Genomic DNA, 22,914 nt, shown 5'->3' on the forward strand with positions numbered 1-22,914 from the left:
ATCCGCAGGACCCGCTGAGCCCGCTGGACCCGGCTGCCACACGGCCGCCGGGTCCAGCCGGTCTCAGCTGGTCTCGCAGACGAAGCTCCCCTGGTTGGGGTACGCCGTCACCCGCTCGTCGCCCGGGATCGAGAGCTCGGCCGAGCCCACGGACCCGCCGGCCAGGGCCAGCTGGCGCAGCGCCGAGGTCATCGACGCGGTGGGCAGGTTCTGCACCTTGCCGAGACCGAAGCCCGACTCGCAGAGCTTGTAGAAGTTGATCGTGCCCCGCCAGTCGATGAGCCGGTCACCCTGCACCCGTCGGGGGCCACCCTCGTCGCCCTGGTCGGCCTGGAACGCGTCCGGGCCGGCGCCGCCGAACAGCACGTCGACGCCGTTGAGGGTGCGTCGGCGGCGGTCGGTGTCCTCGACCGGCGCCACGAGCTGCCACACCTTCGCGTCCTGCGTACGCCGCTTGATGTCCAGCACGTCGCTGCCGGCCCCGCCGAACAGCCGGTCGTGACCGACGCCGCCCCACAGCGCGTCCGCGCCGTCGCCGGCGAAGACCACGTCGTCGCCCACGCCCGCGTTGGTGACGTCGTTGCCGGCACCGCTGTGCACCGAGTCGGCACCCGCCGAGCCGAGGACGACGTCGTCGCCGCCCAGCGTGGGCTGGGTCTGCGTGACCACGCGGACCAGCGTGCCGGCCGGGCGCACGAGCTCCTTGATGAAGCCCGCGCTGTCCGACACGGTGCGGTCGACCGCGCCGAGCGCGGCCGCCGGGGTCGGCACGTCGACGCCCTGGTCGCCGACGAGGGCGTCGTCGCCGTCGCCGCCGTCGAGGATGTCGCCCTGGACCTGCTGGCCCAGGAAGGGCTGCTTGGGCCGCGCCGTGCGGGTGTTGTCGAACTGGCCGTAGAGGTCGTCGTCGCCCTGCCCGCCCAGCAGCCGGTCGCTGCCCGACCACACGCCCGGGCGCTCGTCGGCCATGGCCACCTGGCGCACCACGTGCGGGCCGGACGCGCCGCCCGCGAGCGTGGTGTTGGGCCCGTCGCGGGTGATCCGCCCGTTGTCGCCGAGCAGCACGTCGCGTGCGTCGCCGCCGGTGAGGGCGTCGTTGCCGTCGACCAGGCCGGCCGCGGAGCGGTCGCCCGTCCCCGTCACCGGGGTGAGCAGCCGGTCCACGGTGCTGGCGCCGTTGACCGTGATGACGGCGCCGGTGGCGACGGAGCCGCCTCCCACCAGGTCGTCCTCGCCGGCGTCGCCGCCGAGGGTGTCGTCGCCGACGTTGCCCTCGAGGTAGTCGTCGCCCGTGCCGCCCGCGACGCGGTCGTTGCCGGCCTGGCCGAAGGCCAGGTCGCGCCCGTCGTCGCCGGTCATCACGTCGGGTCCGCCCGTGCCCGCGGCCGCGGGCTTGGCCGAGGTGACCACGTCGAAGAGCTGCACCGAGCGCAGCAGGGTGCCGTCGGCCCGCGCCGTGAGCGTCGGGTCGAGGCGCGCGTTGTCGCCGGCCATGACGTCCTCGCCCAGGCCGCCGTGCACCTGGTCGTTGCCGTCGCGCTGACCGTCGGCCACCCGGGTCGGGCTGATCACGCCGTCGTTGGAGGAGCTGCCACCGGTCAGGGTGTCGCTGCCGCCGTCACCCCAGAGGATGTCGGCGCCGGCGTCGCCCTCGACCACGTCCTGGCCCTCGCCGCCGCGGGCGGTGTCGTTGCCGCCCTGGCCGAAGACCCGGTCGTCGCCCGGGCCTCCCCCGAGGGTGTCGGAGCCGAACGTCGAGGCCGGGGCCACGGCGCCGGGCGCCGGAGCGTCCAGGAGCCGCACGTGCGGCGACCCGTCGGTGACCGGCGTGCCGTTGTCGCCGAGGACCAGGTCGTCGCCCTCGTCGCCCTCGACCGTGTCGCCGGCGCCGCCGTCGTAGGAGCCGGCCGTCCAGGACCCGCCCAGCAGCTCGTCGTTGCCGACGTTGCCGTGGATGAGGTCGCCGTCGGCGCCGCCCTCGATGCCGTCGGCGCCGTCGCCGCCCTCGATGTCGTCGTCGCCGCCCTGACCCAGGATCAGGTCGTCGGCGCCGCCGCCGCGCATGGTGTCGCCGGCGCTCGAGGCCCCGGCGGGGGGCGCCGTGGTGGTGAGGTCGAAGAGGACCACCTCGACCGCGGGCCTGATGCGCGTCCACCGGGCACGTGCCGGCCCGGTCGTCGTCGTCGGGTTCAGGCGGGCGTTGTCGCCGGCCATGACGTCGCTGGCGTCCTTGTCGTCGACACCCTCGTCGCCCACGACCTCGTCGTTGCCGTCGGGGGCGTCGGGGGCCGAGCGCGTGAGCGTCACCGCACCCGTCGTCGAGGACCCGCCGACCAGCAGGTCGGCACCGTCGTCGCCCTGCACCCGGTCGGAGCCGGGACCGCCCTCCACGACGTCGGCGTCGGGACCGCCGTAGACGCGGTCGTCGCCGTTCTGGCCGAAGACCCAGTCCGCGCCGTAGCCGCCGTAGGCGACGTCGTCCGTGCCGGACGCGGTCGTGGCCAGGAGCGTCACCCCGACACCCGCGACCGCCGTGCCGGCGAGCGGGGTGCGCGAGAGGGTCGCGTTGCCTCCGGCGAGGACGTCGTCGCCGCCGTCGCCGAGCAGCTCGTCGGCGCCGTCGTCGGCGCCGGCGGTGTCGCCGCCCCCGGCGAGGAGGTCGTTGTCCGACCCACCGCGGACGGTGTCGTCGCCGCCGTCGCCGAAGAGCACGTCGGCCTGGGCGTCACCGACGACGAGGTCGTCGCCGGCGTCGCCGTGCACCGTGTCGGCGCCGTCGCCGCCGCGGACCAGGTCCGGGCCGGGACCGCCGTGCACGTTGCGCTCGTCGCCCACACCGGCGTCGACGTAGTCGCCACCGAGCTGGCCGTCGAGGCGGGGGTCGACGCCCTCGCCGCCGAGCAGGCAGTCGCCGTTGCCGACCGCGCCGGTCAGGCTCGCCAGGTCGGCGACCCCGGTGTCCCCGGTGCGTGCGCCGCTGCGCACCTGGATGGTGCCGTTGCCGTCGAGGTCGATCTTGCCCTGCGCCACGACCAGGCCGTTCAGGATGCCCGTGTAGCTGGCGCCGGCCGAGTCGCGCACCAGTCCGTCCGCCACCTCCAGGCCCTCGAGCTGACCGTCGTCGAGGCCGTCGCCGTTGAGGTCGCCGTTGAGGTCGACCATGCCGTTGACCACGCTCGTCGTCGGGCCGCACGTGATGGCGCGCGCCGACTCGATGGCGGCCTCGGTGCTGCCGGCGTCGTCGCCCACGAGGGTGTCCGCGCCGTTCTCGCCGACCAGGAGGTCGCGGCCCTCGCCGCCGGCGATGGTGTCGTCACCCTCGCCGCCGCGCGCGAGGTCGTCGCCCGCGTCACCGTGCAGGTCGTCGTTCCTGCCGTCGCCCTGCATCCGGTCGCGTCCGGGTCCGCCGCGGATCTCGTCGACGCCCTGCAGCGACTCGACGACGTCGCTGCCGTCGCCGTCCAGCACGTCGTCGCCGCCGCGTCCGCAGACGAGGTCGGCACCGGCGCCGCCGGAGAGCTGGTCGGCTCCCGCGCCGCCGATGACGTAGTCGCGGTCGGGGCCGCCCGTCACCTCGTCGCGTCCCTCCGGGGTCGCGCCACCCGTCGCGGCGCACGACGTGCGTGCGGCGTCCAGGGTGGGGACCGTCACGGTCTCGACCGTCACGGACACGGTGTCCATGACGTTGGCCTCGTTGACGCCGTAGACCTCGGTCGTCTGGGTGCTCTCCCAGGTGGTCGCGGAGGTGTCGTAGGTGCCACCGACGGCGACGTCGGAGCCGTCGCCACCTCCGACCTGGTCGGAGCCGTCGCCGCCGACCAGCAGGTCACCGGCGTCCAGGAGCGGGCCGATCACCTCGGCGCGACGCGAGGGGAAGATCATCGTGGGCAGCGCGCCCACGCCCCCGTCGATCACGTCGTCGCCGGCGTCGCCGTTGACCTGGTCGCCGCCGGGGCCGCCGCTGACGTGGTCGTCCCCGACGCCGCCGGAGACGATGTCGCGACCCTTGCCGCCGTCGATCAGGTCGTTGCCGGGGCCGCCGTTGACGACCGGGTCCGCGCCCGCGCCGACGTCGATCGAGTCGTTGCCGCCGCCGCCCTGGACGTCGTCGCCGCCGTCGGCGGTGACGATGGTGTCGTCACCCTCGCCGCCGTTGACGACGGCGGGGAGGGTGAACGGGATCTCCTGGAGCGTGGTGGTGTCGCCGGACACCGTCAGGAGCTGTCCGGGGTAGAGCCGCACGGCGTCCTTGCCCTCGAGGCCGTCCGCAAGGATCCGCCCGTTCCGCGGCACGACGTAGTCCTGCACCAGGTTGAAGGCGCTGACCTGGACCTTGGTGTCCCCGTTGGCGTCCGTGGCCGCCATCTGGCGCACGGTGTACTGCTCGTCGGTCGTGAGCGGGTAGGCGCCGCGGGAGCCGACGTGCGAGCCCATGGTCAGCCGGAGGTCGTCGCCCACCTTGACCGCGAGCTTCGGCTCGACGGTGGCGCAGTTGAACTCGAACAGCTTCAGCCGGGGGCTGCGGACGATGTCGAACTCCTTCTCGATGCTGAAGAGGAAGAGGTCGACCGAGAAGTAGAACGTCAGGAAGAACACGATGCCCGACGACACGTTGAAGGCGCAGTCCGGTCCGCTCGCGGACCCGGCGAACTCCGTGGAGTAGATCTTGCCGTCGTTGTCGGGGTCGAAGGCGTCGAGGGAGAGGTCGAGCGTGACGCCGCCCCTGATGCCCGCCTCGGCGAACCCGATGCTGATCGAGGCACCGGCCTGGACGGTGAAGGTCAGCTGGATCTCCGGGACGTCCTCACCGTCCTCGAGGTCGTCGATGTAGAAGCCGTCGCTGAAGACCTGGCTCTGCGAGGACTCCGGGAGCCCGCGCACGTCGCCGGGCTCGGCCGCCTCGATGGTGCGGGTCAGGCCCTTGGTGTCGAACCCGAAGGCGAAGCGGCCGTCGAGCCCGACGGTGCCGCCGATGGACGCGACGACCGGCACGGGGCCGATGGCGAAGGGGCCGAACTTGCGCACGAGCGACGCCGAGGCGCCCGCGTGACCCAGGTCGACGTACAGCATCGTCGCGTCGCCGGCGTCGAGGAGCAGGTCGTAGACCTGCGTGGAGTCCTCGAGGACCGGCACCGTGATGCTCGGCAGACTGAAGTAGACGTCCTTGGACATCTCCTTCTTGACGTTCTTGCCGGCGGGCGCCGGGGCGGGGGTGCCGGGCGTGCCGCCCGGGGCCGTCGCAGCGACCGGGGTGGCGGCGGCGCTCGCGGCACGCGCCTTCTTGATGTCGGAGAGGCTGGCCTCGTCGCACGGCGGCTTGGCGGGCTTCGGCGCGGCGGGCGTGCCCGGCGTCGGCGTGGGCGTCGGCGTGGCGGTGCCGGCGGCGGCCTTGGCGACCACCTTCGTGCACGAGCCGGCGCCGAGCTGGGCGGCGGGCAGGTGGAAGGCGCCGGGCACGCCGGCGCCGAGCGAGACCAGCTCGGCCTCGGTGCCGGCGCCGGGCAGGCGGGCGAGCAGCTGCTGGAACTGCAGCAGGTTGGCGATCATGCCGACCGCGGCGTTCTGCTTGACGAGGATCGACATCAGCGACACCTCACCGCCGCCGACGAGCTCGGACAGGTCGCTGATGACCGGGATCGGCTTGGCGAGCACGTCGACCACGGGGTTGAGCGGCGCGAGCCACTTGCGGGCCTTGGAGTAGCCGGTGTCGAGCGCCTGGTAGACGGTGCGGGCGTCGATCTGGAGCTGGTCGAACTCCAGGCCGGCCGTCGCGAACTCGCCGTCGGACCAGGACAGGTCGATGGCGCCCAGGACGTCGAAGAACCCGAGCTTGGAGGCGTAGGACTCGAAGTAGACCGCCAGGCGGCCCTCACCCTCGGCCTCGGTCGCGAAGCCCAGCTTGCGGTCGTAGAGCGCCGGCAGGTAGACGCGGTGCTCGGAGTCCGCCGCGTCCCCGGGCGTCAGGTTGACCGTGAGCTCGGCGTCGAGGCCGGTGCCCTCACCGGCGGCGGCCACGCGGTCGACCAGGACCGAGGGCAGCTTGCCCACGAACGCGTCGATGCAGGTGGCGGCGGGCGACTTGCTGGCCACCACCACCGAGGCGACGGCGGCGCTCTGCTTCTGCTCCCACTTGCCGGAGCGGTCCCAGTCGTGGCAGGTGTCGGCCGCGTAGTCGGGCAGTGCGGCCTCGACCTGGGCGGTCAGCACGGAGACGGCGTCCTCCCCGTCCTCGGGGTCGAGGACGACGTAGGGGCCGGTGCCGCGCTCGATCCCGACGCTGACCTTCAGCTCCCAGCTGGTGGTCGCGGGGATCTCCAGGTTGGTGGAGATGGCGATGCCGGCGAGCCCGGGCTCGAAGCCGACGTCGTCGCTGGTGCTGCCCTGGACCACCAGGGGCGCGTTGACGGCGGTCACGCTGGACACCAGGGCGCTGGACGCGCACGCGCTCCCTCCGCAGCTGACGGTCACCGTGGTGTCGGGCAGGGTCAGACCGGTCACGGTGACGCCGTTGAGCGCCGCGGTCAGGGCGGTGGCCAGCGAGGAGGCCGTGGCGGTCTCGGCGACGCTCACGTTGGTCAGCGCGGTGCGGGCGGCGCCGACGTAGCCGGAGACGGCGTCGGGGATGTCGGCGGCGGCGTCCAGGTCGGTGCCGACCAGCGGCAGGCTCTGGCCCGACAGGTTGCCGTCCAGGGAGTCGCCGAGGGTGCGGCTCAGGCCGGCGAGTCCGTCGGTGAGGAACCGGTAGGCGAGCGGCTGGGCCGCGAGACCGGCGCCGGTGCCACCGGAGCTGTCCTCGGGACCGAGGGCGACGCGCACCGTGGCCAGCGACGTGCTGGGCGTCGCCGTGCTCACGAGGGGCAGGTCGATGCAGGCGGCGATCTGGGTGCCGGTGCCTCCGCCGCAGGTCTGCGCCGGGCCGTTGACCGAGCGCTTGTGCTCCAGGGAGTCGCGGAAGTCCCCGATCGGGATCCACGCGGCGGAGGAGGAGGCCGGAGCGGTCCTGGCCTGGACGCCGATCCCGATCGCGATGCCCGAGGCGGCACCGGTCCTGGTCTGCGTCGCGCCGTACTCGGTGAGGAGGTTGGCCAGGGAGTCCCGCATCCCCTGCGCGCCGGCGGTGAAGCCCGACACCGTCTCCTGCACGCTCGTCTGGTTGCCGACGTAGGACGTGGCGTCGGAGAGGTCCACCGCGAGGCGCACGTCGGCGCTGGAGGACGTCTTGAGCGGCACCGTGACGCGCTTGGGCAGGCCCTCGTCGTCGACGCCGCCACCGAGCACGCGCACCTCGCTGGAGCCGGCGGTCACCCGCAGGGGTGCCACGCTGGTGACGTCCGGCGTGCTCAGCGTGGTGGTGAGCTCCAGGCGGGTGCCTCCGGTGGGCAGCGAGAGGGTGGTCGTGCTGGCGGGCAGGTAGGTCTCGGCGGCCTCCGCGAACGCCTGCATCGTGGACACGTCGACGTCGGGGGTCTCGTCGGTGGTCGCCGCCTGGATGTCGGCGAGCATCTGGGTGAGCTTGGTGCGCGCGGCGCTGACCTCGGAGGGCACCAGGTCGACGAGCGGGAAGGTGCGCTCGCTGTCGAGGGACTCGGCGGGGCTGTCGTAGGTCGTGAGCACGGCGGCGAGGTCGTCGATGAGGACGTCGCGCAGCGCCTCGGGGTCGCCGTTGATCACGTAGTGGTGGCCGGGGGCCATCGAGCCGTCGGCCGTCAGGGTGCCCGCCGTGCAGGTGAGGGTGTGCTCGTCGACGACGTCGAACGTCGTGCAGACGGTGTTCTCGGCGTCGCTCGGGTCCTGGTCGTAGAGCTGGCGCGTGACCGTGCGCTCCCCGGCCGGGGTCTGGTCGTCGATCCCGAACTGGCGGTAGAAGTCGGCGCCGGTGTCGACGAGCGTGTCGTCCTCGGAGCCGTCGCCCATGACGCCCTGGCGGGAGGGGACCAGGTCGAGCAGGCGCAGGCGGTCGTAGGCGCCGCCGGTCACGACGGTCGGCAGGCGGCCGGGCGCGAGGTCGGCCCAGGTGGCGGCGATGGTGCCCTCGACGTCCAGCGGACGCTCGACGGGAGTGCCCTTCTGGGGCGAGTCCTTGACCACGAGGTCGGCGGTGGCGGTGAGGCCGCGCGTCGTCTCCGGGTCGACCGGGTCCCCGGCGCCCTGGTCGGGATCGGCGCCGAGCAGCTGACGGATGTCGACGGCGCCCGGCACGGTGCCCCCGTCGATCGCGACGTCCTCGGTGGGGATGCTCACCCGGGCCGCGACCTCGTCGGTCGTCAGCGCGTAGTCGGCGACGTCCACGTCCACCTGGAGGAAGCCGATCCGGGCCACCATCGCGGCGTCCTCGGCGAGCTCGGCGCTCACGTCCTCGATCTGGTAGAGCAGGCCGTCGGTGCCGGGCTTGACGTAGGTCACCGGCTCGGTGGGCGCCTGCTCGCCCGGCGCCGGGGCCGGCGCGAACGGGACGAGCCCGATGCCGAAGGTCGCGGCGAAGGCGCGGCCGGTGGTGGTGACCTCGGCCTGGCCGGACTCCGGCTCGGCGTACTCGGCGCCGTCGGGGCGGTCACCCGTGCGCGGGCAGACCCTCGGCACGGTGCCGGTCTTGGCCTGGCACAGGCCGGTGAGGCCGGTCAGCGGGGCGAGGCTGCCGCTGCCGCCGGTGCGGCGCTCGGTGACGTCGGCGGCCGGGCGGTCCTCCTGGACCGCCACCTCGAGCGAGCGGTTGGTGGCGTCGTAGCTGAGCGTGCCGTCGAGGCCGAGCTGGCCCACCGCCTCGCCCAGCTCCTGCACGGAGTTCATGAGCGTGCGGGCGCGGTGGCGCTCGCCGTCGCTGACGAAGGAGACCTTGAGGACCGGGAAGCCGTCCCCGCCCTTGACCGCGACGTTGGCCGTCGGGGAGGTGCCGACGGTCGCGTCACCGCCGCCGGTGATCGTGACGCCGTCGTCCGGGGTGGACCACTGGACGGACCCCGCCTCGGGCGTGAAGCCGCTGGTGGTCGCCTGGCAGTACTGCACCTGACCGGGCCGCAGCGCGCCCGAGGGCGGCGAGCTGTCGGCCGCGCCGCAGGTGATCGTGGCGGTCGCCTGCTCGGTGAGGAGCTCGAGGAGACGGTTGCCGGGCGAGTAGAGGTCGGTGAGGGTCGCGTCCAGCAGCGGCAGCTCGGCGTCCACGGAGCTCTCGGCGGCCAGGATCGCGGTGGTGTACTGCGCGAAGCCGGTGACCGCCTGGTTGCGCGTGAGCGCCGTCAGCTCGTCGAGGCCGGCGTCGCGGCTGATGGTCGGCGTGGCGTAGGGCAGCGTCGCCGGGTCGGCCTCGGGGTCGCGGGTCCCGACGACGACGGCGCCGTCGGCCCCGGGGGCCAGGTCGCTCGTGAGGTCGACGCGGATCGCCACGTCGTCCGGGCCGGGCAGGGTCTCGGTGGCGAAGAGCTCGGCGGGCGTGGAGAAGCGCAGGTCCTCCGTCGTGATGACCGGACGGCCGTTGGGGTCGCGCAGCCGCAGGACGGTCGTGGTGTCGACCGTGCCGGCACCGGCGCCCTGGAGCTCGAGGAAGCCGTCGACGGCCGGGAAGGCCGGGATCGGGAGCTCCTGGCCCGTCTGGGCCGAGGTGTCGTCGCCGCGCGTCCACACATGGGACGTCAGCCGGGACTCCCCGACGACCGAGAACTCCCGCAGCGTCTCGGCGCTCGCGTCGTAGCGGATCCGGATGCGGCCCTGGAGGCGACCGGCCAGCTCGCCGTCCAGCTCGGCGGCACCGAACGTCAGCCGCTCGTCCTCGTAGCTGAGTGCGACCGGGACCGCGTCCTTGAGGTCGACGTCGAGCAGCCACTCGATGCTGCCCGCGGGCGCACCGGGCAGCGTCTGGGTCTCCGTGAGCTCGAGGGTGGGGTCGGAGGCGAAGACGTCGTCGAGCGTGCTGAGGGTGGGGTTCTTGCCGGCGATCGCGTCGTTGACGCGCCGGCCGATCGCGGTCCGCAGCTGCAGGACGTCGCGCACGGACTGGTCGGTGAGGGGCAGGTCGGTGGCGAGGGCCGGCTGCTCGGACGCCGCGCCCAGCGCGTCCCCGAGCGAGATCAGCCCCTGGAGGACGGCGGAGGCACCGGGGTCGTCCGCCGGAGCGGCGGCGACGGCGGGCGCCGTTCCGGACAGCATGGAGGCCAGCAGGGCGGCGACCGTGGTGGTGACGACGGCACCGCCGATGCGTCGGTTCCGGAGGGGGGCAGGCACACGAGACACGGGAGATCCTCAGCTGACAGTAGGCAGAAGAGGTCTCAGCACCACTCCTCCCGCGAGTCAACTGCACCCGCTGGGGCCGCATCGTCGAACAGCCAAAGAACCACGGTGGGCTAGTCCACCGAGAGGTGGGGGTGGCGCCGGGGTCGCGGCAGGGTCGTGTGCCGCACGCGGCGCCTCCGCGCGGCCTGCGGCACACGACCCCCGTCGGCCGGCCTCAGACGGCGACCATCGCGGGGACGGTCGTCGCCCCCGAGGCGGCCGTCAGCCAGACCTTCGTGCCCTCGACGAGCTCCAGCTGGCGGGCGTGCGTGCGCGTGAGCACGACGGTCACGTCGCCGCCGGAGGTGGCGACGGTGACGCGCACCTCGAAGCCCACGCGCAGCACCCGCGTGGCCGTGCCCTCGATGGCGCCGGCGAGCCCCGGAGTCACGGCGACCTCGATGTCGTGCGGACGCAGGCGGACGTCGCCGAGCTGGGTGACCTCGCCGAGGAAGCCCATCACGAAGTCGTTCGCCGGCTCGTCGTAGAGCTGGTCGGGCGTGCCGATCTGCTCGACGCGGCCCTCGTTGATGACCACGATCTCGTCGGCGACCTCGAGGGCCTCCTCCTGGTCGTGGGTCACGAACACCGTCGTGACGTGCACCTCGTCGTGCAGGCGGCGCAGCCAGTCGCGCAGCTCCTTGCGGACCTTCGCGTCGAGCGCGCCGAACGGCTCGTCGAGCAGGAGCACCTTGGGCTCCACGGCGAGCGCCCGCGCCAGGGCCATGCGCTGGCGCTGGCCGCCCGAGAGCTGCGAGGGCAGGCGGTGTGAGAACTGCGAGAGGTGGACCAGCTCGAGGAGCTCCTCCACCCGACGCTTCACCTCGTCCTTGGGCCGCTTGCGGATCTCGAGCCCGAAGGCGACGTTCTTCGCGACGGTCATGTGCTTGAAGACCGCGTAGTGCTGGAAGACGAAGCCCACGCCGCGCTTCTGGGCGGGCAGCCGGGTGGCGTCGGTCCCCTCGATGTTGATGGTGCCGGAATCGGCGCTGTCGAGTCCGGCGATGATCCGCAGGAGCGTCGACTTGCCCCCGCCCGAGGGGCCGAGGAGCGCGGTCAGCTGACCGGTGGGCAGGGACACGGAGACGTCGTCGAGTGCGACGAAGTCCCCGAACTTCTTGGTGACGTTGGTGACTTCGATGCTCATGGTGGTTCCTTCGGGGTCGAGCGGGTCAGTGGGTGCGCTTGGGGCGCAGGAAGGCGACGACGACCAGGCAGGCGATGCTGACCAGGATCAGCAGGAACGACGTGGCGTACGCCGTCTGCTGCTGGAAGTTCTGGTACTTCGCCTCCACGACGAGCGTGGCGGTCTGGGTCTGGCCGGTGATGTTGCCCGAGACGATCTTGACGGCGCCGAACTCGCCCAGGCTGCGGGCGAGGCTGAGGACGACGCCGTAGACGACCGCCCACTTGATGCTCGGCAGCGTGATCCGCCAGAACGTCTGCCGGGTGCTGGCACCCAGGCTGCGGGCCGCCTGCTCCTGGTCGTCGCCGATCTCGTGCAGCACCGGGACCACCTCACGGATGATCAGCGGCAGCGCGACGAAGCAGGTCGCCATGATCATGCCCGGCGAGTCGAAGATGATTTGGAACCCCGCGCTCTCCGCCGCCGGACCGATCCAGCCGTCGCGCCCGTTGTAGACGAGGAGCAGGGCCAGGCCGACCACGACCGGCGACACCGACAGGGGCAGGTCGATCAGGGCCGAGAGCACCCGCTTGCCGGGGAACTCGAAGCGGACCAGCAGCAGCGAGATGCCGACGCCGAAGACCAGGTTGATGACGACGGCCCAGACGGCGACCATCAGCGTCAGCTGCAGGGCACCGACGACCTGCTCGTCGGAGAGCGCCTCGGTGAGGTTGTCGAAGCCGGCGTCGAAGGTGTGCTGGACGACCAGCCCGACCGGCCAGGCGACGAGGAAGAAGACGTAGCCGACGGCGACCAGTCGCAGCAGCCACTTCACGGGCGTCGAGACGTCAACCACGGCGGGCCACCCGTCGCTGGACGATGTCGAGCGCCACGATGACGACCAGGGCGACGAAGAGCATCACCGAGGCCAGGGCGGCGGCCGAGCCGTTGTTGCCGTTCTCGATGAACGTCAGCACCCGCACGGACACGACCTCGGTCTCGAACGGCCGGTTGCCGCTGAGCAGGACCAGCGAGCCGTACTCCGAGATCGCCCGCGCGAAGGAGAGCGCGGCGCCGGCGGCGATGGCCGGGGCGAGGCTCGGCAGGATGATCCGGCGCAGGATGGTGCCCCGGCTGGCGCCCAGGGAGGCCGCGGCCTCCTCGACGTCGGCCTCGAGCTCCTCGAGGACCGGCTGCACGGTCCGGACGACGAACGGCAGCGTCACGAACGCGAGTGCGAGCGCGACGGCGTTCTCGGTGAAGGCCCAGTGGATCCCGAGCGGGCTGTTGGGACCGTAGAGCGAGAGGAGCACCAGCCCGGCGACGATCGTCGGCAGCGCGAACGGCACGTCGATGATGACGTCGAGCAGCCGCTTGCCCCAGAACTGGTCGCGCACCAGCACCCACGCGATGACGGTGCCGATCACGATGTTGACGAGCGTGACGATGCCCGCCTGGCCGACGGTGAGCGTGACGGCGGCCCAGGTCTGGTCGTTGCGGAGGACCGAGAAGTAGCGGTCCCAGCCGCCGGAGCCGGCCGCGGCGATCACCGCGGACAGGGGGATCAGGACCAGCAGGCTGAACCAGATCATGGCGATGCCCAGGCCGAGGCCGGCGCCGCGGGTCAGGGTGTTGCGGGGGGTCGATCGGCGAAAGCGCCGTGGCCGGCGTCCCTCGGGGGACGCCGGCCTGGCAACTTCACTCGCCCCGATGAGGGCGGAGGTCATTCCTCGTCTGCCGTTCCGGTCTGCTGCTGCAGCTCGGTGATGATCCCCAGCGGGTTGCCGTCCTCACCGTCGCCGAAGAACTTGTCGGCGGCCTCGCCCCAGCCGTTGAATTCGGTGTCCAGGGTGAACAGCTTCTCGGGGGTGGGGAACGGGTCGGCGGGGTCGTTGGCCCCCTCCACCTCGTCGACCTCCACGCCGTCGACGACCGGGCGGAAGCCCGACTGGGCGTAGTCGGCCTGGGCCTCGGGCGAGGTCATGAACTCGAGGAACGCCTGGGCGGTGTCGTCGGCGTCCTTGGTGACGGCGGCGGGGTTCTCGATGAGCAGCGTGTCGGGCGGGACGACGTAGTCGATGTCGGCGCCGCTCTGCTTGGCCAGGATGGCCTCGTTCTCGTAGGAGAGGAGGACGTCGCCGGAGCCGTCGGTGAAGGCGGTGGTCGCCTCGCGTCCGCTGCCGGGGAGCGCGATGGTGTTGTCGAGCAGCTGGGTGACGAACGCCCGCGCCTCGTCCTCGCTGCCGCCGTTGCCGGTGATGTGGGCCCAGGCCGCCAGGATGTTCCAGCGGGCGGAGCCGGACGAGCCGGGGTTGGGCGTGATGATCTCGACGCCGGGCTTGACGATGTCGTCCCACGTCTCGATGCCGTCGGGGTTGCCCTTGCGCACGACGAAGACGACGACCGAGGAGGTGGCGATGCCCTTGGTGGCGTTGTCCTTCCAGTCCTCGGCGACCAGGCCCTCGCCCACGAGGCGGGTCACGTCGGTCTCCAGGGAGTAGTGGACGACGTCGGCGTCCGCACCGGACACGACCGCGCGGCTCTGGTCGCCGGAGGCGCCGTAGGAGGTCGTGAACGAGACCCCGTCGCCGTCGTCGGTGCCCTTGAAGTCCTCGAAGACGGGCTCGTTGGCCGCCTCCATCACCGAGAACGCGTTGAGGCTGATCGTCTCGCCGGAGTCACTACCGTTTGAAGTAGAGCACCCGGTCAAGGCCAGCACCCCGGTGGCAGCTGCGGCCACCGCGGCCTTGATCGTCTTCTTCATCGTTTCTCTCTCTGTCGTGCCGAGGCCTGCTGCGCCGCGACGTGTAATCCAGTTATGTCGAGCAGACTAGTCGGATTACAGAGTTAAAGGCGAATGCATCGCGTGTGTCGCGCCTCACCTGTCCAGACCGGGAGACGGGCTGGGCTCCCCCGCGCGGCGGACTATCGTGGAAGTCGTGAAGGGCTGACGTGAGAAACTGAAACGTGTTCCAGTTCTCGCGACGCCCCGCGTAGCATCGCCGGGGCAGGTCTCAGGTCAACGGCGGCAGTCGAAGGTGGCACAGTGTCCAAGCAGGTCAAGCAGCTCGATCGGGTGATCATCCGGTTCGCGGGCGACTCCGGTGACGGCATGCAGCTGACGGGCGACCGCTTCACGCAGGAGTCGGCGGTCTTCGGCAACGACCTCGTCACGCTGCCGAACTTCCCGGCCGAGATCCGGGCTCCCCAGGGCACGCTGCCGGGGGTCTCGTCGTTCCAGGTGCACTTCGCCGACCACGACATCCTCACCGCGGGCGACGCCCCCGACGTGCTGGTCGCGATGAACCCCGCGGCCCTCAAGGCCAACCTCGCCGACCTGCCCAAGGGCGCCTCGATCATCGTGGACACCCACGACTTCACGGGCCGCAACCTCACCAAGGCCGGCTACGACACGAACCCCCTCGACGCCCTCGAGCAAGGCGGCGCGGGTGGTGAGCTGAGCGAGTTCCACGTCCACCCCGTCGACCTGACCGGGATGACGGTCGAGGCCGTCAAGGAGTTCGGCCTGTCCCGCAAGGACGCCGCCCGCGCGAAGAACATGTTCGCCCTGGGGCTGCTCTCCTGGATGTACGGCCGCCCCACCGAGTCGACCATCGCGTTCCTCACCAAGCGCTTCGCCAAGGTCCCCGCCATCCGCGACGCCAACATCACGGCGTTCAAGACCGGCTGGAACTTCGGCGAGACCACCGAGGCGTTCGCGGTCTCCTACGAGATCAAGCCGGCGAAGGTCTCCCCGGGCACCTACCGCAACATCACCGGCAACCTCGCGCTCTCCTACGGCCTGGTGGCCGCGGGCGTGCGCTCCGGCCTGCCGATCTTCCTCGGGTCCTACCCGATCACCCCCGCCTCCGACATCCTTCACGAGCTGTCGAAGCACAAGTCGTTCGGCGTCACCACGCTCCAGGCCGAGGACGAGATCGCCGGCGTGGGCGCCGCGATCGGCGCCTCCTTCGCCGGCCACCTCGGGGTGACGACCACCTCCGGGCCCGGCATCGCACTGAAGTCCGAGGCGATCGGCCTGGCCGTCATGACCGAGCTCCCGCTGCTGGTCATCGACGTGCAGCGCGGCGGTCCGTCCACCGGGCTTCCCACGAAGACCGAGCAGGCCGACCTCCTGCAGGCGATGTTCGGCCGCAACGGCGAGGCCCCGGTGCCGATCGTCGCGCCGCAGTCGCCCGGCGACTGCTTCGCCGCCGCCGTCGAGGCCGCCCGGATCGCGGTCACCTACCGCACCCCGGTGATGCTCCTCTCCGACGGCTACCTCGCCAACGGCTCCGAGCCGTGGCGCGTGCCGGAGATCGACGACCTCCCCCGCATCGACCCCGACTTCGCCACCGAGGCCAACCACGTCGTGACCCCGGCCGGCACGGCCGAGGACGGCACGGCCACGCCGGAGGAGAGGGACTACTGGCCCTACCTCCGCGACGAGGAGACGCTGGCCCGCCCCTGGGCGATCCCCGGCACCCCCGGCCTCGAGCACCGCATCGGCGGTCTCGAGAAGGGCGAGGGGCACGGCAACATCTCCTACGACCCCGCCAACCACGAGCGCATGGTCCGGATCCGGCAGGCCAAGGTCGACGGCATCGCCGACTCGCTGCCCCCGCTCGAGGTCGACGACCCCAGCGGCAAGGCCAAGGTGCTCGTCATCGGCTGGGGCTCGACGTACGGCCCGATCGGCGCGGGCTGCCGGCGCGTGCGCAAGGCCGGCTACGACGTCGCCCAGGTGCACCTGCGCCACCTCAACCCGTTCCCGAAGGACCTCGGCGAGATCCTGCGGCGCTACGACAAGGTCCTCGTCCCCGAGATGAACCTCGGCCAGCTGTCGCTGCTGCTGCGCGGCCGGTACCTCGTGGACGCCATCGGCTACAACCAGGTCAACGGCATGCCCATCAAGGCCGCCGTCCTCGCCGACGCCATCGGCGCGCTCGTCGCCGAGGCCGAGGGCATCGAGGTCGACCTGACGCCCCCCACGACCACCCCGGAGGTCACCCCGTGAGCACCGAACAGCTCCCCTTCCCCGGCGTCCGCTCGGGCGTCGAGCTCGTCCCGACCAACGACCAGCCCCAGACCGGCAAGGAGTACACCTCCGACCAGGAGGTGCGCTGGTGCCCCGGCTGCGGCGACTACGCCGTGCTCAAGGCCGTGCAGGGCTTCCTGCCCCAGCTCGGCCTGCGCCGGGAGAACATCGTCTTCGTGTCCGGGATCGGCTGCTCCAGCCGCTTCCCCTACTACCTCGACACCTACGGCATGCACTCGATCCACGGGCGCGCCCCGTCGATCGCCACCGGCATCGCCACGGCCCGCGAGGACCTGTCGGTGTGGGTCGTGACCGGAGACGGCGACGCGCTGTCGATCGGGGGCAACCACCTGATCCACGCGCTGCGCCGCAACGTCAACATGACGATCCTGCTGTTCAACAACCGGATCTACGGCCTCACCAAGGGCCAGTACTCCCCCACCTCGGAGGCCGGCAAGGTCACGAAGTCCACGCCGATGGGCTCGCTCGACCACCCGTTCAACCCGGTCTCGCTCGCGCTGGGCGCCGAGGCGTCCTTCGTCGCGCGCACGATCGACTCCGACCGCAAGCACCTCACCCACGTGCTCTCGGCGGCGGCCGCCCACCGCGGCACCTCGCTGGTCGAGATCTACCAGAACTGCCCGATCTTCAACGACGGCGCGTTCGACGCGATCAAGAGCAACGACACCAAGGCCGACGCGATCATCCCGCTGGTTCACGGCGAGCAGATCCGCTTCGGCGTCGAAGGCTCCAAGGGCCTGATCCGCGACAGCGCCACCGGCGGCGTCAAGGCCGCCCTGGTGGCCGACGTCGCCGAGGACCAGCTCCTGGTCCACGACGCCCACAACCCCGACCCGTCGACGGCGTTCGCGATCAGCCGGCTCACCGACTCGGGCTACCTCAACCAGTCGCCGATCGGGATCTTCCGCCAGGTCGAGCGGCCCACCTACGACGACCAGGCCCGCGACCAGATCGCCACCGCCAAGGAGGGCGCCCCCGGCGACCCCCAGCAGCGCCTGGACGCCCTGATCAACTCGGGCGACACCTGGACCGTGGTCTGAGAGCTTCCTCTGACTGTGTCTTCGGGTCGGACTGGGGTGCCGCGCGCTTAGCCGGTCGCGTCTCCGCGTCAAGGAGCTTCGCCCGCTTCGCGGCGGCCTTCGGCCGTCCTTGACCCGGAGCCTCTCTCGACCGGCTCGACGGCGCACGGGGCGGACACGGCTTCGCCGCGCCGCCCGCGCAAGCGCGGCACCACACTGGTGGGGCTGGTGTGACTGGTGGTGCGTCTACCGACACTCAGCGTCGGCAGTTGGTCACTGCATCGGGCCGGCCAAGCGTGGAGAGGTCGGCGTCAGGCCCGAACTGCCGACGCTGATGACCCATAGGCAGGGCCCGCGCTGTTTGCGGGCGGCGCGGCGAAGCCGCCGCCGCCCGTGCGCCGCCACAGCAGCCCGGGAGAGGCTCGGAGTCAAGGACGGCCGAAGGCCGCCGCGAAGCGGGCGAAGCTCCTTGACGCCGAGACCCGGGCTGCTAGCGCGCGGGCCAACACCAGCCCCCCCCACCGTCCAGAAATGCGACCAGGGCCCAGCCGAACGGCTGGGCCCTGGTCGGGTGTGGCGTGTCGATCAGGCGCGGACGATGCGACCGATGTAGACGTTGGTGTTGCGGTAGCGCTTGTTGCTGGGCACGGCGATGCGGAAGTGCGTGCCGATCTTGCCGCCGAACGTCATGCGGAAGGCGCCCGTGCGCGACGTGCGGTCCTTCTTGTAGGTCTTGTAGGGGCCGCCGCGACGGTTGGCCTTCTGCAGGATGACCTTGCCGCGGAAGGTGACGACCTTGCCCTTCACGACGAACGTGTTGCGGGAGATCTTGCCGGCCTTCGAGATCCGGACGTCGTGCTTGGGCTTGGCACGGGCAGCGGTCGCGGCCGGAGCCTCGGCCGAGGCACCCTTGGTGCTGATGGTCTTGTTGCTGACGCCCTCGGCGGCGGAGGCCGAGCCGACGGACAGCGATGCACCCAGCATCACCAGGACGGCGATGAGGGCAGTGATGAGGCGGGTGGGCCGCATGGGTTCTCCTAGGTAATGGGGAATGGCGCCCCCTATACCTATCCCAGCGGCCCCCCGCTCAAACACGCGGGTGGGGTGAGTTTCCCACCATGTGCCCAGGTCAGCGCACCCGCTTGGTGTTGGAGGTGTCCGCGACCGACTTGCCGGAGGCCCGGACCTCGGCGACGTACGCCGTGGCGCGGCCCCGGTTGCGGTCCTTGGCCGTGATGCGCACGGTGCCGGTGGCGTCGAGCTTGCGCGTGGCGACGGCGACCCGCTTGCCCTTGACGACGCGGTAGAACGTGACGCGGGCCCCGGAGGCGGCCTTGCCCGCCCTCACGGTCAGCACGTCGGCGGCGCGGCCGTTGCTGGCGCCGGCCAGCCGGGCGTTGACCGGCGCACCGAAGGTGACGACGTCGCTGAGGGTGCGCAGGCGCAGGCCGTCGCTGACCTGGGCGGTGATCCGCGCCCTGCCGACCGCGCCGCCGACGAAGGTGTAGAAGGCCCGGCCCTGGGCGTTGGTGACCCGCTTGGCGCGCGGCTCACCGCTCCCTGCGGCGTCGGGGCCGGCGCGGAAGAAGTCCACGGTGTAGCCGCGGACCGGGTTGCCCCGCTGGTCGAGCACCCGCACGGTCTGGGTGACCGCGCTCCCGACCGCCACCACGCCGGGGGCGGAGGACTCGATGGCGAACCTCGAGCGGGTGAAGTCGAGCTCGTAGAACGCCGCGGTGGCGCTGCCGGTCACCAGCGACGACGAGCCGGGGCTGGCGTTGCCGGCGGCGTCGTCGTAGAGGTACGTCGGCGCGTCCCAGGTGCCGGTGAGCTTGATGGCGCCGGGCTGGAAGGAGACGAGCCACAGGTCGCCCTTGCGGTCGAAGTCGGAGGTGACGAAGTCCTCGCTGTAGTCGAAGTTGTCCGTGTCGCCGCTGTAGTCGATCGGCACGCTCTGCTCGGCCACGGGGTTGCCGAACTGGTCGAGCGTGAAGACGTCGTAGTAGGCGCGGTTGCCCTCGAGGGCCGGGTTGACCGCCGCGTCCTGCTCGCTCGCCGGGGAGAGCACGATCTTGACCTCGCCGCCGTTCAGGGCGAAGGCGGTGTCCCAGTCGGCCTCCGCCTCGCGGGTGCGGTCGCCGGCCGTGGCCGTGACGGTCGCGGTGACGAGCCCGTCGTCGTCGAAGCCGGGGTCGCGCTCGATGCCGGTCGCGAAGGGGACCTCCCCGTTCGCGTCGGTGAGTCCCGACAGCGACGTGCCGAGCGACTCGAGGTTGCCGGCCGGGTCGCCCGGGACCGAGGGGAGCTCCTCGCTGCCGGTGGTGAAGAAGCCCTTGTCGATGTCCAGGGCGTAGACCTGGCCGACGACCGGGTCGCGGTCGGTGTCGCCGTCGCCCTGGACGCCCGGCTGGGTGCCGTCGGCGTCGAAGGTGTCGTCGGGGGCGGTCACGAGCAGCTGGCTGGACAGCGGCAGCCCGGGGGTGCTGGCGCCGAGGTCGCCGATCGCCATCGTGGCGCCGGCCGGCAGCGTCTCGCTGACCAGGTCGAGGTCGACGGTCACGTCGGCGTCGGCGTCGCCGACGTCGGGGGTGGTGCCGGTCGCCGCGAGGACCGAGCCGCCGAGCTCGGTGCCCTGACCGTCCTCGGCGGGGTCGCTGAGCGTGACGGCGAAGCCGCCGTCGGCGTCGGTGGTCACCGCGCGGGACGTCACGAGCGTCCCGGACGGCGGGTCCTCCAGGAAGCCGGCGTCGGCGACGGGGTCGTTGCCCGCCGTCCCGCGGGTCAGCTCGAGGTCGACGACGCGGCCGGCCAGGCCGGTGCCGTCCTCGAGCTCGAGGCTGCCCGCGACCGGGGTGTCCTTGCCCGCGGGCGCCTGCAGGGGGCTGTCGTCAAGGACGACCTGCGCCTCGCCGGCCTTGACCGTGAGGACGGTGGACATGGCGGCCTCGGGCCCGGTGACGGGCCCGGCGCCGAGCCCGGCGGTCAGGACGTAGGTGCCGGACTCCTGGGTCGGGAGGGGCACGACGAACTCTCCGAGGGTGTCGACGGTCTGCACGTCCGTGCCCGTCGCCGGCACGCGGACGGTGGCGGGGGACCCGTCGAACGGCGTGACGGTCCAGTAGTACTCGAGGTCCTGGGCGTCGTCGATGTCCACGGGGCCGAGGGAGTCGGTGAGGGTGACGGTGATGTCATCGGGGTCGTGCTCGTCGAGGTCGAAGGCCAGTCCGTCCTCGGAGGCGCCGATCAGCTTCAGGTCCCCCGGAGCGGCCGTGGCGGCGGGTCCGAGGAGGGCGGCCCCCGACGTCACGAGAGCCGTGACGGCGGAGAGGGCGAGGCCCCGCTTGATGCCGGTGGTGTTCATGTTGTCCTTAGCAGTCGAGAAGAGTGAGGACGTCGTCCACCAGCGCGCAGGGTTCTGGGCCGTCCTGGACAACCTAGGCAGGGGCCAGCCCCGTGCGCAGTTGTTTGGGATAACTGCTGTCGCGGCCCCGGCCGGGCAGCGGTCGCACCCGTCACTAGGGTGAGCCCGTGGCTGAGTCGAGGAAGGGGCTGCTCCTCGGCGTCGCCGCCTACCTGATGTGGGGCGCCTTCCCGCTCTACTGGCCGCTGCTGGAGCCCGCCGGCGCGCTGGAGATCCTCTCGCACCGGATCCTGTGGTCGCTGGCGACGATGGGGCTGCTGGTCCTCGCGCTGCGACGCGGCTCCCGGGTGCGCGCGCTCGCGCGCGACCGGCGCGTCCTCGCCCTGCTCGTGGTGTCCGCGGCCGCGGTGACGGTCAACTGGGCGATGTACATCTGGGGCGTCAACAACGGCAGGGTCGTGGAGACCTCGCTGGGCTACTTCATCAACCCCCTGGTGACGGTCCTGATGGGCGTGCTGCTGCTCGGCGAGCGGCTGCGGCGGCCGCAGTGGCTGGCGCTGGGGGTCGGCCTGGTCGCCGTGCTCGTGCTCAGCTGGGACTACGGGCGGCTGCCCTGGGTGGCGCTGGTGCTGGCGTTCAGCTTCGGCACCTACGGCCTGGCCAAGAAGACCGCCGGCGTCGGGGCGATCGAGGGGCTGATGGCCGAGACCACGCTGATCGCCCCCTTCGCCGCGGCGTACGTCGCCTGGCTGGGCGCGACCGGGGGCGCCGACTTCGGCGCCCACGGCGCGCAGCACGCCCTGCTGCTGACCACCACCGGGGTGGTGACCGCCGTGCCGCTGCTGTGCTTCGGCGCCGCCGCGACGCGGATCCCCCTGGTGTCGCTGGGCCTGCTGCAGTACCTCGCGCCCGTGCTGCAGTTCGGGCTGGGCGTCTTCTGGTTCCACGAGGAGATGCCGCCCGGCCGCTGGGCGGGCTTCGTCCTGGTCTGGGTCGCGCTCACGGTCTTCACCGTGGACGCGCTGCGCCACCGCAGGCGCCAGCTGACGCTCGCTGCCCATGCCTCGGGCGGCTCGTAGCGGGTCGGGCCCGAGGCCTCAGGCGGAGCGGACCGCCACGACGTCGGCGAAGGCCTCGAGCGCCGTGCGCACCGAGCCCTCGGGCAGCGCCACGAGCAGGGCCTTGGCCTCCTCGGCGCGGGCGACGACGTAGGCCTGGGCCTCCTGCATGGCCGGGTGCTTGCGGAGCAGGTCGAGCGCCTCGGCGTGCAGGGAGTCGTCGGTGAGGTCGGCGTCGAGGAGCTGCAGCAGGCGCGCGTCGGCGGGGTCGGTGGAGGCGCGGGCCATGAGCACGGGCAGCGTCGGCACCCCCTCGCGCAGGTCGGTGCCCGGGGTCTTGCCGGACTCCACGGACTCGGAGGCGACGTCGAGGATGTCGTCGGAGAGCTGGAAGGCCGCGCCGACGATCTCGCCGTAGGCCGTCAGCGCCTCCTCGACCTCGGCGCTCGCGCCGCCGAAGCGGGCGCCGTAGCGCGCGGAGGTCGCGATCAGCGAGCCGGTCTTGCCGGCGACCACGTCGAGGTAGTGCTGGAGCGGGTCGTCGTCGGGACCCGGCGCGACGGTCTCGAGGATCTGTCCCTCGACCAGGCGGGTGAAGGTCTCGGCCTGGATGCGGACCGCGTCGGCGCCCAGCCGCGCCGTGAGCTCGGAGGACTTCGCGAACAGGAAGTCGCCGGTGAGGATCGCGACGTGGTTGTCGAAGCGGGAGTTGGCCGAGTCGGCGCCCCGGCGCAGCGACGCCTCGTCCATCACGTCGTCGTGGTAGAGCGAGCCCACGTGGGTGATCTCGACGACGCACGCCGCGGTGACCACCTCCTCGGACGCCGCGCGGTGCCCCGCCTCGGCGGCCAGCAGCACCAGCAGCGGCCGGAACCGCTTGCCGCCCGCGGAGAGCAGGTGGCGCGCCGCCTCGGTGACGTACGGCGCCCGGCTCTGCGCGTGCTCGAAGAGGGCTGTCTCCACCACCGCCATCCGCTCGCGGAGGCGTGCGGCCAGCCCCTCGTCACTGATGGGGAGCGCCAGCTCCG

The 22,914-nt window shown here is 72.4% G+C and carries 11 protein-coding genes; 3 read left to right on the forward strand and 8 right to left on the reverse strand.

Going from position 1 to position 22,914, the window contains the following annotated elements; translation table 11 throughout:
* Positions 1-63: 63 nt before the first annotated feature.
* The 5 genes from IRQ30_RS10825 to IRQ30_RS10845 form a co-directional block, all read right to left on the reverse strand.
* Entirely contained in the window at positions 64-10,224 is a 10,161-nt protein-coding gene (locus IRQ30_RS10825) for a calcium-binding protein (protein WP_193612889.1), read from the reverse strand.
* 214 nt (positions 10,225-10,438) lie between these two features.
* The gene (locus tag IRQ30_RS10830) at positions 10,439-11,410 is read right to left on the reverse strand and encodes a sulfate/molybdate ABC transporter ATP-binding protein (protein WP_193610461.1); all 972 of its coding nucleotides are present in this window, start codon (positions 11,408-11,410) and stop codon (positions 10,439-10,441) included.
* A gap of 25 nt (positions 11,411-11,435) precedes the next feature.
* Complete coding sequence (locus IRQ30_RS10835) at positions 11,436-12,245, reverse strand: sulfate ABC transporter permease subunit (protein ID WP_193610460.1); 810 nt, start codon at positions 12,243-12,245, stop codon at positions 11,436-11,438.
* Positions 12,238-13,116, reverse strand: a complete 879-nt coding sequence (cysT, locus tag IRQ30_RS10840) for a sulfate ABC transporter permease subunit CysT (RefSeq protein ID WP_193610459.1) — start codon at positions 13,114-13,116, stop codon at positions 12,238-12,240. The genes IRQ30_RS10835 and cysT overlap by 8 nt, the downstream gene beginning before the upstream one ends.
* Entirely contained in the window at positions 13,113-14,153 is a 1,041-nt protein-coding gene (locus IRQ30_RS10845) for a sulfate ABC transporter substrate-binding protein (RefSeq protein ID WP_193612890.1), read from the reverse strand. The genes cysT and IRQ30_RS10845 overlap by 4 nt, the downstream gene beginning before the upstream one ends.
* A 282-nt stretch (positions 14,154-14,435) precedes the next feature.
* Here IRQ30_RS10845 and IRQ30_RS10850 point away from each other — a divergent pair, with 282 nt between their 5' ends.
* Complete coding sequence (locus tag IRQ30_RS10850) at positions 14,436-16,406, forward strand: 2-oxoacid:acceptor oxidoreductase subunit alpha (RefSeq protein ID WP_193612891.1); 1,971 nt, start codon at positions 14,436-14,438, stop codon at positions 16,404-16,406.
* Entirely contained in the window at positions 16,403-17,488 is a 1,086-nt protein-coding gene (locus IRQ30_RS10855; protein ID WP_193612892.1) for a thiamine pyrophosphate-dependent enzyme, read from the forward strand. Before IRQ30_RS10850 ends, IRQ30_RS10855 begins: the two co-directional genes overlap by 4 nt.
* A gap of 564 nt (positions 17,489-18,052) precedes the next feature.
* Here IRQ30_RS10855 and IRQ30_RS10860 read toward each other — a convergent pair.
* Positions 18,053-18,496, reverse strand: coding sequence for a hypothetical protein (locus IRQ30_RS10860; protein ID WP_193609486.1), 444 nt, complete (start codon positions 18,494-18,496; stop codon positions 18,053-18,055).
* A gap of 100 nt (positions 18,497-18,596) precedes the next feature.
* Positions 18,597-20,828, reverse strand: coding sequence for an Ig-like domain-containing protein (locus IRQ30_RS10865; protein WP_193612893.1), 2,232 nt, complete (start codon positions 20,826-20,828; stop codon positions 18,597-18,599).
* 167 nt (positions 20,829-20,995) lie between these two features.
* On the opposite strand from IRQ30_RS10865, the gene rarD reads away from it, so the two are divergent.
* The gene (gene rarD / locus IRQ30_RS10870) at positions 20,996-21,907 is read left to right on the forward strand and encodes an EamA family transporter RarD (protein WP_193612894.1); all 912 of its coding nucleotides are present in this window, start codon (positions 20,996-20,998) and stop codon (positions 21,905-21,907) included.
* A gap of 18 nt (positions 21,908-21,925) precedes the next feature.
* Here the strand turns inward: rarD and IRQ30_RS10875 are convergent, their stop codons facing one another.
* Positions 21,926-22,858 (reverse strand): polyprenyl synthetase family protein, encoded by a 933-nt coding sequence (locus IRQ30_RS10875; protein WP_193612983.1) that lies wholly within the window; start codon positions 22,856-22,858, stop codon positions 21,926-21,928.
* Positions 22,859-22,914: the final 56 nt, after the last annotated feature.

This window comes from Nocardioides lijunqiniae, from assembly GCF_015024225.1.
Taxonomy (GTDB): domain Bacteria; phylum Actinomycetota; class Actinomycetes; order Propionibacteriales; family Nocardioidaceae; genus Nocardioides; species Nocardioides lijunqiniae.

Bases quoted from the DNA above. Each gene is read 5' to 3' on its own strand.
- IRQ30_RS10830 (WP_193610461.1), bottom strand. From the start codon at position 11,410: ATGAGCATCGAAGTCACCAACGTCACCAAGAAGTTCGGGGACTTCGTC.
- cysT (WP_193610459.1), bottom strand. From the start codon at position 13,116: ATGACCTCCGCCCTCATCGGGGCGAGTGAAGTTGCCAGGCCGGCGTCC.
- IRQ30_RS10845 (WP_193612890.1), bottom strand. From the start codon at position 14,153: ATGAAGAAGACGATCAAGGCCGCGGTGGCCGCAGCTGCCACCGGGGTG.
- IRQ30_RS10860 (WP_193609486.1), bottom strand. From the start codon at position 18,496: ATGCGGCCCACCCGCCTCATCACTGCCCTCATCGCCGTCCTGGTGATG.
- IRQ30_RS10865 (WP_193612893.1), bottom strand. From the start codon at position 20,828: ATGAACACCACCGGCATCAAGCGGGGCCTCGCCCTCTCCGCCGTCACG.
- IRQ30_RS10875 (WP_193612983.1), bottom strand. From the start codon at position 22,858: ATGGCGGTGGTGGAGACAGCCCTCTTCGAGCACGCGCAGAGCCGGGCG.